This is a genomic window from Flectobacillus sp. BAB-3569 (genome assembly GCF_002270355.1).
Lineage (GTDB): Bacteria > Bacteroidota > Bacteroidia > Cytophagales > Spirosomataceae > Flectobacillus > Flectobacillus roseus.
This window is the reverse complement of the sequence record NZ_NJFZ01000017.1, coordinates 79,139-93,576: the sequence shown is the minus strand read 5'-3', so window position 1 is coordinate 93,576 and position 14,438 is coordinate 79,139. Positions and strand designations below refer to the sequence as shown.

The following is a 14,438-nucleotide window of genomic DNA, read 5'->3' as shown; positions in this document are numbered from 1 at the left end:
GAAGGATTTTGTGTATGGATGCAGGAAATTTGATTGCAAGTTTAAGGTTTTTATTACTGTCTGGTTAAAGTCAATACAAATTAGTAGGCTCATATTGATATAAATATGGCATGGAATTTGATTTAGGTAGTTTCTGAAGATAGGCGTTTATTTTCCTAAATTTGGAAGGCGTTTCTCTAACTTGACCTTTACTAAAATTTAAAATATAACTGCTCTATTATGTTATTTAATTCTACCGAATTCTTATTTTTTTCCTTCCATTAACTTTTGCATTCTACTTTCTGTTTTTGCATTTCAATAAAGTTCAATATGCAAAAACTTTGCTACTTTTTGCCTCGTTTTTCTTCTATGGTTGGTGGAATCCAAAATATTTAATTCTGATAATAGTGTCCATGATACTGAATTTCTTTGCTGGACAATATCTCAATTATGTTGAAAATAAACTGAAACGAAAGGTATTGTACATCACTTTTCTGTTGTTAAACCTATCAGTTTTGCTCTATTATAAATACACTAATTTCATCGTAGATAATGTTAATTTATTTATTTCGAATGATATTATTATTGATAAGATAGCCTTACCCCTAGCTATTAGTTTTTTTACCTTTCAGAAATTTGCTTATATCACAGATAGTTATCGGGGAGAGACCAAAGGATATAAATTTCTAGATTTTTGTCTGTTTGTTGCATTTTTCCCTCAGCTTATTGCAGGACCGATTGTTCACCATAAAGTTATTATGCCTCAATTTCAAGATAAAAATAACTTGAAGCTAAATCTTGAGAATGTAACAAAGGGTAGTTATATGTTTTTGATGGGACTTTTTAAAAAGATTGTGATTGCTGATACTTTTGCATTAATGGCGAATGCTGGCTACGCGAATGTACCTGAGCTGACTTTTCTGGATAGCTGGTTAACTTCACTTTCTTATACGGTACAATTATATTTTGACTTTAGTGGGTATTCAGATATGGCAATTGGGGTAGGATTAATTTTTAATATTCATCTCCCTCTCAACTTCAACTCTCCATATAAGTCTAATAATATTCAAGATTTTTGGAGAAGATGGCACATTACGTTAGGTAATTTCTTAAGAGAATATATTTATATCCCTTTAGGAGGAAATCAAAAAGGTGAATATCAAACTTTATTTAATCTATTCGTAACATTTTTGGTTGGAGGAATCTGGCATGGTGCGAACTGGAATTTTTTGATTTGGGGAGCTTTGCATGGCTTGGCATTGGTAATACATAGGGTTTGGATTAAGAGAGGATATTTTTTGCCAAATATCTTAAGTTGGATACTTACCTTTTTCTTTGTCAATTTTACATGGGTATTCTTTCGAGCATTAACCTTTAATGATGCAATAATAGTTTTAAAATGTATGCTTGGTGGAACTGGAGGTGTGCGTAATGGTTCAGTTGTTTTTACTGATATTTTTACTTTACCTGTTGTTGTGTTGGGTGTGATTCTTCTTTTTTTGAAAAACCCTCAAGAACTAACTAAAGAATTTAAGCCAAATATACCCCATTTAATTTATATGGTTGTTCTAGCTCTGATTAGTACACTTTACTTAAACTCCATTACATCAAGCGATTTTTTATACTTTGATTTCTAAGCTAAATGACTTACAAAACTTTTTTATCTAGATTTGTTCTGTTAGTAAGTGTTTCTACAACATTATTCGCTGGACTAAACTATTATATTGATATATTTGGACTGTTTAGAGGTACCCTCAACCGAAAGGTTTATATCAACGAACGTACTTCAAAATTTCTATTTTCTTATCGATATATTCCTGACAACTTTAATGCAGTACTAATAGGACCTTCGTTATCTGCAAATATTAATCCTCAGCATTTTGAGGGATTAAATGTTTATAATGCTAGTATTATGTCTGCCAATATTTCGGAGTTGAATTTATTGATGGAAAATATTCTTTCAAGAGGAAAGATGAAAACTGTGCTTATTTGTTTAGATCCGTATCTTACAAAAGATCATGGTAGAAAAACTTCCACAATGATACCACAAGAGTACTGGGGCGCATTAGGATCAACTAACTTATTGAGAACATATCTTTTCTATTTTATTAGAAACTATAATCTTATCCCTTCTAGATATGCACCTAATTTACATAATGAAGTTGGATGGGATAATTTTGGACTTGAAACGCCAAATGCCAATGCACGAAAAGCAATCACAGATAAAGTTAACTTAAGGAGTTTCGAAAATACTTCCATTGATTCTGTAGCATATCATGAATTAGACCACCTGTTAAAACAAATACGTGCTAAGAATATAAAGATTATTGCTTATTTCACTCCTGTACCATATCAACTTTACTCATTAGGGAGAAATGAGTACTCGATTTATCAGAGGGCAATTGGTAAGTTATTTAAATCTTCGGATGTTTTGATAAATCTTAATGATGAAAAATACAAAACTATAAATTCTGATTACAAGACATTTTTAGATCATGGTCATCTAAACCCTCAGGGGCAAGCATTTGTTATAAATCAACTTAACAACGAAATTAAGCAGTTATATAATCAGAAATGACAATAATTTTTCACTCTCAAGTATTTCAAGACTTATATAGAAAAGGCTATCCAATCGGATAGCCTTTTAAAAATCACCTAATATATAATCAATTAAGCCAAAACTTCTGAAATATGGCAGTAAGGCAATTTCCAGGCTTCAGAAACACCTTTGTAAACAATCTTGCCATTCACTACATTCAAGCCTTTTTTCAATTCTTCATTTTCTTTACATGCTTTTTCCCAGCCTTTGTTTGCCAATTGGATTGCATACGGTAAAGTAGCGTTTGTTAATGCTAACGTTGATGTATATGGTACAGCTCCTGGCATATTAGCTACGCAGTAGTGTACAATCTCATCAATTACAAACGTTGGATTTTCGTGCGTTGTTGGTGTACAAGTTTCGATACAACCACCTTGGTCAACTGCTACGTCAACTAGCACTGTTCCAGGCTTCATTTCTTTCAACATGTCACGAGTAATCAAGTGTGGTGCTTTTGCTCCAGGAATCAATACAGCGCCGATAATTAAATCAGCTAACTTGATTGCCTCACGTACATTGTATTCATTCGACATTACTGTGTCAACGTTGGCAGGCATTACGTCTTCCAAATAACGTAATCTTGGCAAACTAATATCCATGATAGTTACGTTTGCACCCAAACCTGCTGCCATTTTAGCTGCTTGTGTACCCACGATTCCACCACCTAATACCAATACGTTGGCAGGCTTTACACCAGCTACACCGCCCAACAAGATACCACGTCCACCCATTGGTTTCTCTAAGTATTTTGCTCCTTCTTGAATCGCCATACGACCAGCAACTTCAGACATTGGAACCAATAATGGTAAGCTTCTGTCTGCTTTCTCTACTGTTTCGTATGCCAAACAAATTGCTTTACGTTCAATCATGGCATGCGTCAATTCTTCCGACGAAGCAAAGTGGAAATACGTAAATAACAATTGGTTTTCTTTGATTAATTTGTATTCAGAAGCGATTGGCTCTTTTACTTTCACAATCATCTCAGCAATTTCATACACTGCCTCGATAGTTGGAAGAATAGTAGCACCAGCTTTTTCGTAAGCTTCATCAGTGAATCCACTTCCTACACCAGCCAAAGTCTGAATATATACAGTGTGACCGTTTTTCTTAAATTCAGCAACACCAGCAGGTGTAAGTGCTACACGGTTTTCGTTGTTTTTGATTTCTTTAGGTACGCCGATGATCATAAGTTTTGGTTGGGGTTTAAGCCTAAGTTAGTCGGTTGATGATTGTGTTATGTACCAGTCAATACTGGTCATCCCTCATTCGAAATTTTTTCTATCTATCCCTTGTATTCAATCTCGTTAGTCCAATTCGCCACACATAAAATGACAATTTTACAACCGACTTCTTAGGTGTTTGTTGTTTGTGTTGATGAAGTGTTTGACAAAATTAGTGATAACAGAAAAATATTTTATGCTTCCATTAAAAATAAGAAATAGTTAAAATAAATTTGTCTTTATAGAGGAAAAAATCCTGTTTTGGGATATGTTTTCTAATCTCAACCAATAAAAATTTCTTTTTCGCCATGCAATTAGACTCTATAGATGTAAAAATATTACAATTAATTCAAGAAAATGCGCAATTAACCATCAAGGAGATTGCACGACAAATCAATTTGTCAATGACGCCGACTCACGACCGAATCAAACGATTGGAACAGGAAGAAATCATTGAAAAATACGTAACTATTCTGAATCGAAAGAAGTTAGGGAATCCCCTGATGGTATATTGTAGTATTACCTTGGATAAACAACAGAAAAACCAATTTGTAGAATTTGAGGAGGCTATTCGTCAGTACCCAGAGGTGATAGAATGCTGCATTGTATCAGGCAATTATGATTATCTAATTAAAGTAATTGCAAAAGATATGGAAGCCTACAACGATTTTTACCAAAGAAAACTTTCTGCCTTAGCGAGTGTGGCACATATCAGTAGTTCCTTTGTGATGTCTGAAGTGAAAACAACTACGGTAATTCCGTTATAATGTGGAGTTATTCTTTAATAGAATATCTATTATTTGGGGGTGGTAATCCTAAGGCTTTACGATTGATAATAATGAAGAGAATCGCTGTAAAAAAAAATGACCTGTAAGTAGTTCGAAAACGCTTACAGGTCTATCGTTGAAGTGTAATTTAGTATGCAAACATAACACCGATATTTCACATAAACAAATATGAGTATTTTTGCTTAATATTAAAATATTTAAAGAAAGCTCCTGTGGATTAATTAAGTTTTGTAATATTAAAAAAATGCAAATTTGATTTTGCAGAAAGTCTTTATCGCCAAATAAAATTTTTTTCGCTAAAATTCTTTTCCATGCGTAGATTGTATGAATATACCTAGTGCTGGACGGCAAATTTTAAAAAAGTAGCGTACAAATTCTGTTAGTACTGGATGCCCAAACAATGATTGGATATGTCTGCCAGCCCATAAACGAAACCCAAAATAATTCTTCCAAGTTTTTTGATATTGGGCTTCCACAACCTCTCTGTGCTCAAAGTTTTCTAGTATAATTTCCGAAATAAGTTTGGCGCCATGAATAGCCATTGCCATACCATTTCCACAAAGTGGTGTAATGAGTCCTGCTGTATCTCCAATCATAATGATATGATTTTCAATTTGTTTTTTAGGAGAAAATGAAATTTCATTTATTACCTCAGGCTTGTCATAAAGAAATTCTGCCTCCAAAAATATTTGCTTAAGATGAGGGTTTTTCCAGAGAATATTCCTTTCCATCTCAGATACACTCTTATATTTTCTTAAATTTTCCCGAGTTGTCAAGTAACACAAACAGTATTTGTTGTCTTCAATAGCCGAAATTCCACAGTATCCATTCTCAAAATTGTGCAAACTGATGAGGTCTTTTGGATAGTCGTAACGTATATGATATTTGACTCCAATGTAGGGGCTTCGTGCCTGAAGAAAGGGGCGTTGTAGATACTGATCTAGCTTGGTTCGTTTTCCATAAGCGCCTAATACATAGTTGGCATAAATAATTTGATTAGAATGGCTTAGTTGAATTTTAAATTGGTTTTCTTCAAAATGAATGCTTTCAACTTCGGTACCAGTTTGGCAGTTTACCCCGCATTTTAGGGCAATTTTGTAAAGTTCATTATCCAAAGTATATCGACTCAGACCAAAGCCACCAAGGTCTAGAGGATAGTGAAGACTTTTACCAGATGGCGCTGTTAATTGAAACTTGCTAATTTTCTGTATATCTAACTTTTCTAGGTTAAGTCCAATTTTAGTTAAGTAGTTCTTGGTCTCATTAGAAATATATTCACCGCAAACCCGATGAAAAGGGTAATGCTTTTTTTCGAATAAAATTACCTGTTTTCCAGATTTTTGGAGATGGATTGCTGCGCATAATCCTGCCAAACCTCCGCCAACTATTGCAATGGGATATATTTCTGTATTGTTAGTTTCCATCTGATATTTGAGATAGTATTTTATGAATAACTTCTGGAAGATGGTGAAAGTTTACGACGCATCTCTAATTGAGCGATTTAGTGTTTGAGTGGATGAGTGATTATTGTAAAAAATACCTTGTTTTAAATTTTGTAAATTTTAGGAATACAAACTTATTTATTCTTCGGAATTCCAATTTTAGAGTTAGGGCCGTACGAAAGTTATTATCTTGTTAAAAAGAGTTATTTTTCATTGTTTTTTAACGTGTAGTTGCAACCCTTGCGGTTGCCATTTTGCATGTGGTAAAGCAAGAGTTACCACTACATCAATTTTATTTTAATCAAAAAGGCGATCAAAAAACTAATTTCGACCGCCTTTTTGATACTATATTTCTAGTTTTTCAAAATAATCACACATTCACTCAACCACTAAATCACTAATTTGAAATGACTTGTGTTTGATGAAATGTCATGTCATTTTAATACCCAAACACCTCTTCAAGTGTTAATTTTTTCACTTCTCCGTATTTGCTAAGTTCATCTACTTTGATTTTAGTGTCCGAACCTACAATACAATAGGTAACAGGTTTATTTGCAATATTTGCTTCTTGGAATTTTTTCAAGTCTTCCAAACCTAACTTCCTTAATGCTTCAAAGATTTTAGATCTCTCGTCATAATTCAAGCCTTTTTCTTGAGCTGCCAAGTAGTTAAATGCAATAGCATCTTGCGTGATGCGCTCTGTTTGATAGTTTTTTAACATACTTTCTTTCGCGGTTTCCAAGTTCTTTTCAGAAGCAGGGAAAACGTTGAAAAGCTCATTCATACTAGGGATAGCCTCATTCAATTTATCGGCCTGTGTTCCTACATAGCCAACTAAATAGTATTTTTCATCCTTTGTATTTGGCGTGAAATAATAGGCATATGTCGAGTAAGCCAAAGCTTTTGATTCACGAATAGTCTGGAAAACGATTGACGACATACCTCCACCGAAATAATTATTAAATAACTCCACCACTGGCGTTTGAGCTGGATCAAACTTCACAGTTGGACGAATCCAGTCGATTTCAGCTTGTACCATGTCAAAGTTTGTAAACAAGACTTGTGTTTTTGAAGGAGTAATTCGATCAAAATTGGCAACCAATGGTAAGTCTGCTTTGAAATGTGCAGGGAATTTATGCACTTTTGAAATATCAGCACTGAATTGCTCCAAAGATTTTGGACCGTAGTAAATAACTGTATGCTTGAAGTTGAATAAATCTTTTAGGAAGTTTACCACCTCGTCAACTGTCAATGCTTTCAATTCATCATTGGTAAAGTTCAGCGCAGTACGAGGATTTTTCGCCCCAAATTGTGCATACTGTGCCAAACCTTGAAGTATTGCGCCTTTGTTGGCTTTTGCATCATTGCGTTGCTTAATCAAACGACCTTTTAGCAATTCAAACGTTGCAGGGTCTGCTTTTGCTTGTGTAATAAGTTGTTCGAAAATCGAAACGGTACGGTCGAAGTTTTCATTCAAGCCCGAGAGCGAAAGGTTGATATGGTGGTCGGTAAAGTTTGCTCCGAAGTTGCTCGCCAATTTGTAATATTCCTTACTGATTTCCTCGGCCGACATAGTTGGCGTTCCTAAGAAATTCAAATATTGCAAAGCAATAGGTAATACCTTACTATTCCAGCTACCCATATCAAAACGATAGGTCAAACGGAATAAATCATTGTCTTCATTTTTTACATAAAGTACCTCTGCTGGTCCAACCTTACCTTTTTGGAGGTCTTTGTTATAATCCAACCATTTTGGTTGAATCTCCTTCATTGGCATTCCATTAACCGATTTCAAAAACTCAGATTGTTTTTCACGGTTGGTTTCAACTTGTGTGATTTCTGGCTTGTCAACCTTAATAATGTTTTTATCTTCACCTTTACGTTTGTAAACAATTACATAACCATTTCCGCAATATTTGTTTGCAAAATCAATTACCTGTTGTTTAGTAACTTTGCTCAAAGCATCGGTCATCGCCGACGTTTCGTTCCAGTCTGCGCCTTTAGAAACCACAAAGTCATTCAATAATTTATAAGCACGAGCATCATTTTTCTCCAGACCCTGAATGGCATTAAGTTTGTAGTTGGCTGCAATTGCTTTGATGATAGACTCGTCAAACTGACCCTTTTTCAATAAGTCAAGCTGACCCAAAAGTAAATCACGAACTTCTTCTAAGGATTGTCCATTTTTCGGAGTACCACTCAAAGTCCACACGGAATAATCCTTATTCCAATCTGGATTTGAACCTGCACGAAGTACTTTTTGTGCTTTCGACAAGTTGATATCAATCAAACCAGCTTTTGAGTTAGACATCAATTCGTCTACAATAGTACCAATGATATGCTCTTTTGGACTTACCGCGCCTGGCCATCTCCACGCAATCGTAATATTGTCAGGCGTTGGACCGAACACTTCCTTCACAATTGGAGCAGTGATTGGAGCTTCTGGAGCAGGCTTATATTCTTGTACAGGCTTTGGTTGCATGTAAGCAAAAGCCTTGTCAATTTTCTTAATCAACTCATCAGAATTGAAATCCCCTACCATGATAATGGCCATGTTGTTTGGCACATAGTATTTCTTGAAATAGTTTCTGATTTCGATCAACGATGGGTTTTTCAAGTGCTCAATTGTACCAATGGTCGTTTGTTGACCATAATTGTGAGTAGGGAACAACGCGGCGTATTTGATTTCTTCAACTTTCCAAGGGTCATTGTCCAAGCTACGGTTTTTTTCTTCATATACTGCTTCTAATTCAGTATGGAAAATACGAAGAATTGGATTTCTGAAGCGTTCAGCTTGTAATGCCAAGAAGCGGTCAATAGCGTTTGTTGGGATATCTTCTGTATAAACCGTTTGTTCGTACGAAGTAAAGGCATTGGTACCTTGACCACCCATCGCTGCCATCATTTTATCGTACTCATTGGCAATGGCATATTTGGCAGCTTCGCCAGAAGTTTTGTCAATCTCTTTGTAGATTTCTTTACGTTTGGCAGCATCAGTTGTTTTGTTGTACTGCTCATAAAGTGCATCAATTTTGTCTAAAAGCGGTTTTTCTTTTGACCAATCCAATGAACCGTATTTGTCGGTACCCTTAAACAACATGTGCTCAAGATAGTGCGCCAAACCAGTATGGTCTTTAGGGTCTGTGTTTGAACCAGCACGTGTAGGGATTAGTGCTTGAATGCGTGGTTCTTTGTGATTTTCGCTGAGAATAACGGTTAATCCATTTTTGAGCTGGTAAAAACGAGCTTTCATCGGGTCATTACTTACGTATTTGTAGGTAAAACCACTTGAATTAGCCGATTTCCACTCAAACTTAGTTTGGGCGATGGAACCTAAACTCGATACCACCAATGCCGAAGTGAGAAGTGCTTTAAAGAAAGTTGGCATACTGTTAAAGATGTTTTTATAATAAGATTTAGTCATTTTGATGAACTATTTAAGTATTAGTGCAAAATACTATTTAAGTTTTGTGTTTTAGGCACAAGGCAACAGGCACAAGGCAAAGAGTGTTAAAATGTTTCACGACCACAGACATGCATTTTACCCAAAGCCCACCGCAGGAAGCTATTACCCAAAAGCCCAAAGAACAATCTTAAATATTAAGTTTTGTGTTTTAGGGACAAGGCAACAGGCACAAGGCAGAGAGTGTTAAAATGTTTCACGACCACAGACATGCATTTTACCCAAAGCCCACCGCAGGAAGCTATTACCCGAAAGCCCAAACAACAATCTTAAATTTTAGTTTGTATCTAACCAAATAGGATAAAATCGAACCCAAAATGAGAATTCTAGCAATATAGTATTTTCTTGGAAAAAGGAAATAAGGATATGTTGAGTGGTTGTATAGTTTGATATGAGGGGGGAGGGGTTTTGGTTTAGGCACAAAGTGGGGTTAGGGGATAGGGTTCAGGGGATAGGGTTTAGGGTTAGGCACAAAGAGATTTTCAGTAGAGACGCAATGCTTGCGTCTAGTGGCAAAGGCACAACGTGGGTTTAAAATAGTTAAACTAAAAACTTTGAAGGGAGTGAAAACACTTTGTGCCTGTCCCCTGATCCCTCAACCATAACACTAACCCCTATCCCCTCCTTGCCTAACCCCTAACCACTTTGTGCCTCTGTGCCTTTGCTCCTTTGTGCCTGTTACCCTTTCAACTCCTTCAAAAACTGCATTGGTGTTTTGCCAAATTCATTTTTGAAGGCTTTGGTAAAATAGGATTGAGTTTGAATACCCACTTGATACATCACTTCGGCAATTGGCATTTGTTGCTCGGTCATGAGTTGAAGCGCTGTTTTTAAGCGAATACTTCTGATAAAATCTCCAATCGGTTGACCTGTTAAATCTTTGACCTTTGAGTAAAGTTTGGTACGACTCATGCCTATTTTATTACAAATCAACTCGATATTCATTTCTGGATCCGAAAGATTTTCATGAATAATTTGTAGAAAATCATGCAAAAAGGCTTGGTCTTTCTCTTCGTCTATTTGTTGTATTTTTTCGGAAAGTTGGGCAAAACCGTATTTCTCCTTGAATTTTTGTCTTTGCCCAAGAATATTCTTGAGCGTTAGCGTCAGAATATCGATGCTAAGCGGCTTCGCAAAATAATAGTCTGCTCCAGAAGCAATTCCCTCTAGTTGTGCTTCAGAAGCTGATTTGGCCGTAAGCATCAAAAAAGGAATATGATTGAGAAGCGGGTCAGTTTTGAGCTTTTTACAAAATTCAACACCATTCATGACTGGCATCATTACATCACTTATAATCAAATCTGGCTGATGTTGCTTGGCTTGTTCGTATCCCAATTGCCCATTTTCAGCTTCTAAAATTTGATAATCAGGTTGTAGGGCATCCTTCAAAAAAGTTCGTAATTCGTCATTGTCATCTACTATGAGAATTTTGGTGGAGGAAGCCTGCGCCAATGAGGACTTTGAAGGTACTTCTGGTTCGGTAAATTGACTTTCCAGTGAATTAGAAAGACTTTCTAACCTGATTTGAGTTCTATTCGTGAGCCATTTTTCATGTTCAAGGTAGTCTTTTTCTCCTGAAGGAATACCAATCAACATTTCTGTGCCAGCACCGCGCTCACTACTTACCCAAATCGAACCTTTATGTAATTGGGTTAAACTTTTGACAAATGCCAAACCAATGCCAGAGCCAATATGTGACTCTGTGGTACGATAATATCGTTCAAAAAGTTGGGAAATGGATTCCTGAGAAATACCAATTCCTTGATCCGCCACACGGAGATATAGCATTTGAGAACTCGTAAAACCATTGGTAATACGCAATTGTGATTGATATTGTGGCTGAAAATTTTCTAAACTTTCCAATATCTGTATCTCAATTTTTTTGCCGTTAGAGGTATATTTAAAAGCATTGCTAAGAAGATTTATCGCAATTTTTTCTAATATCTGTCTATCAAACCATTGCGTTTGTTGAGAAAATGTAGGAATAATCCTGAAATCGATTCCTTTTTCTGTTGCCAAATCTTGAAACTCTTCTGCTATTTCTGTCAGGAAAATATTGATATTTCCCTGCATGACATGCAATTGCAAAGCGCCAGATTCTACTTTTCGGAAATCCATTAACTCATTAGTCAATGCCAATAATCTCTTGGCATTTCGTTGAATCATATCATAATAGGGAAGCGCCAAAGGACTTGGAAAATCCTTTTTGAGCTTATCCAACGGACCCAATATTAAAGAAAGCGGGGTTCGTAATTCGTGTGATATATTGGTGAAAAACTGTAATTGATCCTGATGAAGTTCTTCCTTTTGTTGTTCTTTTAATTGCTGAATTGCCATGCGTCTCCGAAACTGATAAAAAGTACGGATACCCGTCAGAATCAGAATAAAAGCAATAGCCCTAAACCACCAAGTTGCCCAAAATGGAGGGTGAATAATGACTTCTAAAGTGGTTATTTCTGGGTTCCAGACACCGTCATTGTTGGAGGCTTTTACCATAAAAGTATAATTCGAAGGACTTACATTGGTATAAGATGCACGGTTTTCGGAGCCTGCAATAATCCAATCTTTGTCCCAGCCTTCGAGCTTGTAGGCATACTGATTATTTTCGGAAGCGGTGAAGTTGAGCGCAGCAAAGTCAATCGAAAAGGTATTTTGTCTGTGACTTAGTTCCAGCGTTTTGAGGTAACTAATATCTTCTTCCAAAGGCGATTCTTTACCAACACCTACCTTTTTATTGAAAATTTGAAGACTGGTCAAATAAATAGGAGGGATGTAGTTATTGTTTGAAATTTTGTGAGGATAAAAAGCATTGAAGCCTTTCACTCCTCCAAAATAAATCTGTCCGTCTTTGGTACGCAATGCTGCGTTTGGCTCAAACTCCAATCCCTGTAAGCCATCAGCTGAGTTATATTGTTGAAATTGAAGGTTTTGTGGGTTTAGTTTGGTAATGCCATTTGAACTAGAAATCCATAGATTTCCCTCATCATCTTCTACGATTCCTTTGATGAAATCCTCCGATAAATGAGCTTTGGTCGTAAATAACTTGAACTGTTGTTCTTTTTCATGCCATAAATAAAGTCCTCGATGACCTACCCAAATACGCCCTTGTCGGTCAACGAAGATGATTCGGATGTCTGGTTTTTTGGAATCTTTGTGAAAGTAGTGAGAAAAAATACCCGTCTGTGGGTCAAGACAATTGAGTCCGCCGTCATCTGTTCCGATCCAAATTCTTCCTTTTAAATCTTGGTTTAGACAAATGATATTATTGCCCAACAACTGGGATTTTCGATTTTTTCCATAAAGTATTTTAACAAATCTTCCATCGGGTAAATATTGATACAAACCCCCATAATAGGTAGCAATCCAAAGACGTTGCTGACGGTCTTCGAATACCTGTTGGACGTAGTTTGAGCCAAGAGAATTGGGGTTGTTTTCTTGTTGTAAAAATCGTTTGAAACTACGCGAACCCTTTTCCAATACACTCAATCCACCTCCCCAAGTGGCTATCCAAAGTCGTTTTTGATGGTCTTGTGTCAAGCCTAAAATTTCGTTCGAACTAATACTATTACTCTGAAAAGGATTATGCTTGAAATGCTCAAAAGTTTGGGTGTTTTTATGGAAAAGATTCAATCCTCCGCCGTCTGTACCAATCCAAATATCACCCGAGGAATCTTCACAAAAAGCCCGAACATCGTTATAGCTCAGGCTATTTTCGTTGAGTTGCTGTCGAAATAATAGGAATTTTTGTACTTGAGACATATACAAATTAATTCCGCCTCTATGTGTGCCTATCCATAAGTTTCCTTGGTTGTCTTCAAACAAAGCTGAGATAGTTCTTTGACTAAGACCCTTGGGATTTTCGGGACGAGGTTGATAATTGGTAAAATGACCTGTAAGTGGTTCAAATAGATTGAGACCTCCGTTGATGCAACCTATCCATATTTGTTTTTTATGATCGACCCAAATGGATTTTACCAGATTGTTAGCCAGCGAATGCGGGTTTAAATCTTGCTGCACAAAACGTTTTTTCAATCCCAAACGATGATTAAAACTCATTAATCCTTGACCATTTGTTCCTATCAACAAATTCCCTTGTGCATCTTGTGCGAGACAGTTAATGGTAGGATTTGAGCTTGCAATTGTTTCAGTATATTGGAAATGACCATTGTGAGGCTCAAAAAAATAAAGCCCTTTGTTTGAGCCAATCCAGTAGTTGTTTTCTGTATCTTGATAAAGACTTGTAATGGCAGTTTGCCCTTGTGTAGATGTATTTAAGGCATACTTTTTAAAGGCATGGTCTCCATTCCAAAGATTCAAAACTCCCCCCTGAGTGCCTATCCAAAGTTGTCCTTTTTGGTCTTTCAATAAGGAGGTAATCGCATTATTTCCAAGGCTATTTGGGTTTTGTTTTTGGTAAAAAAAACGTTCAAATGTATTTTTCTTTTCATCCAAACGATTCAAGCCATCAATCGTTCCTATCCAAATATTTCCTTTTGCATCCTCGGTAATAGCTGTGACAAAATTGTCGCTCAAACTAAATGGATTGTTCGATTCATTTTTATAAACTACAATATGTTTGCCATCATAACGGTTGAGCCCATCTCTTGTACCAATCCAAATGAAGCCTCTTTTGTCCTGATAGATACATTCGATGGTACTGTTGGAAAGCCCTTGCTCGATATTGATATGTTTGAAGGACATATCCCATTTTTGCCCCAAAGCGATTGGCTTGGGTAAACATAATAATAGGATATTTCCAAGAATGAATAAAATGAATCTTTTTGACATATAAGACTGACTGATTTCAAGATCAAAAGATAAAAATAGTTATTCTAAAGTAAGGCATTTTTACCTAGAATGATTCACTGAGCCCATATTTGGAACGATAGCGACAAAGTTTAGAACGATAGCACAAATAATTACCTGAAAGCCTCTCTAATTTTGACT

Annotated in this window: 7 protein-coding genes; 3 read left to right on the top strand and 4 right to left on the bottom strand. The window is 36.2% G+C overall.

Annotated elements, in window-relative coordinates; translation table 11 throughout:
* The first annotated feature begins 392 nt into the window (after nucleotides 1-392).
* Both BWI92_RS16355 and BWI92_RS16350 read left to right on the top strand, forming a co-directional pair.
* On the top strand, nucleotides 393-1,616 hold the full coding sequence (locus BWI92_RS16355) for an MBOAT family protein (RefSeq protein WP_229363234.1): 1,224 nt from the start codon (nucleotides 393-395) through the stop codon (nucleotides 1,614-1,616).
* A 5-nt stretch (nucleotides 1,617-1,621) separates the two neighbouring features.
* Nucleotides 1,622-2,557, top strand: coding sequence for a hypothetical protein (locus BWI92_RS16350; protein ID WP_095164408.1), 936 nt, complete (start codon nucleotides 1,622-1,624; stop codon nucleotides 2,555-2,557).
* A 92-nt stretch (nucleotides 2,558-2,649) separates the two neighbouring features.
* On the opposite strand, the gene ald is transcribed toward BWI92_RS16350, so the two are convergent.
* Nucleotides 2,650-3,765, bottom strand: coding sequence for an alanine dehydrogenase (gene ald / locus BWI92_RS16345; protein ID WP_095164405.1), 1,116 nt, complete (start codon nucleotides 3,763-3,765; stop codon nucleotides 2,650-2,652).
* A gap of 341 nt (nucleotides 3,766-4,106) precedes the next feature.
* Between ald and BWI92_RS16340 the strand changes: the two genes are divergently transcribed.
* Nucleotides 4,107-4,565 (top strand): Lrp/AsnC family transcriptional regulator, encoded by a 459-nt coding sequence (locus tag BWI92_RS16340; RefSeq protein ID WP_095164403.1) that lies wholly within the window; start codon nucleotides 4,107-4,109, stop codon nucleotides 4,563-4,565.
* A gap of 317 nt (nucleotides 4,566-4,882) precedes the next feature.
* Here BWI92_RS16340 and BWI92_RS16335 read toward each other — a convergent pair whose 3' ends face one another.
* The 3 genes from BWI92_RS16335 to BWI92_RS16325 form a co-directional block, all read right to left on the bottom strand.
* Nucleotides 4,883-6,010 carry an NAD(P)/FAD-dependent oxidoreductase gene (locus tag BWI92_RS16335; RefSeq protein WP_229363215.1) on the bottom strand — a complete coding sequence of 376 codons (1,128 nt, stop codon included), beginning with the start codon at nucleotides 6,008-6,010 and terminating at the stop codon, nucleotides 4,883-4,885.
* A 457-nt stretch (nucleotides 6,011-6,467) separates the two neighbouring features.
* Nucleotides 6,468-9,416, bottom strand: coding sequence for a pitrilysin family protein (locus tag BWI92_RS16330; RefSeq protein ID WP_095164401.1), 2,949 nt, complete (start codon nucleotides 9,414-9,416; stop codon nucleotides 6,468-6,470).
* Between the two features lie 753 nt (nucleotides 9,417-10,169).
* Nucleotides 10,170-14,279: a two-component regulator propeller domain-containing protein gene (locus tag BWI92_RS16325; RefSeq protein WP_095164399.1), complete on the bottom strand. Its 4,110-nt coding sequence runs from the start codon at nucleotides 14,277-14,279 to the stop codon at nucleotides 10,170-10,172.
* Nucleotides 14,280-14,438: the final 159 nt, after the last annotated feature.

Excerpts from the sequence above, each read along its gene's own strand:
- BWI92_RS16355 (WP_229363234.1), top strand. The coding sequence starts at position 393 with ATGATACTGAATTTCTTTGCTGGACAATATCTCAATTATGTTGAAAAT.
- BWI92_RS16350 (WP_095164408.1), top strand. The coding sequence starts at position 1,622 with ATGACTTACAAAACTTTTTTATCTAGATTTGTTCTGTTAGTAAGTGTT.
- ald (WP_095164405.1), bottom strand. The coding sequence starts at position 3,765 with ATGATCATCGGCGTACCTAAAGAAATCAAAAACAACGAAAACCGTGTA.
- BWI92_RS16340 (WP_095164403.1), top strand. The coding sequence starts at position 4,107 with ATGCAATTAGACTCTATAGATGTAAAAATATTACAATTAATTCAAGAA.
- BWI92_RS16335 (WP_229363215.1), bottom strand. The coding sequence starts at position 6,010 with ATGGAAACTAACAATACAGAAATATATCCCATTGCAATAGTTGGCGGA.
- BWI92_RS16330 (WP_095164401.1), bottom strand. The coding sequence starts at position 9,416 with ATGCCAACTTTCTTTAAAGCACTTCTCACTTCGGCATTGGTGGTATCG.
- BWI92_RS16325 (WP_095164399.1), bottom strand. The coding sequence starts at position 14,279 with ATGTCAAAAAGATTCATTTTATTCATTCTTGGAAATATCCTATTATTA.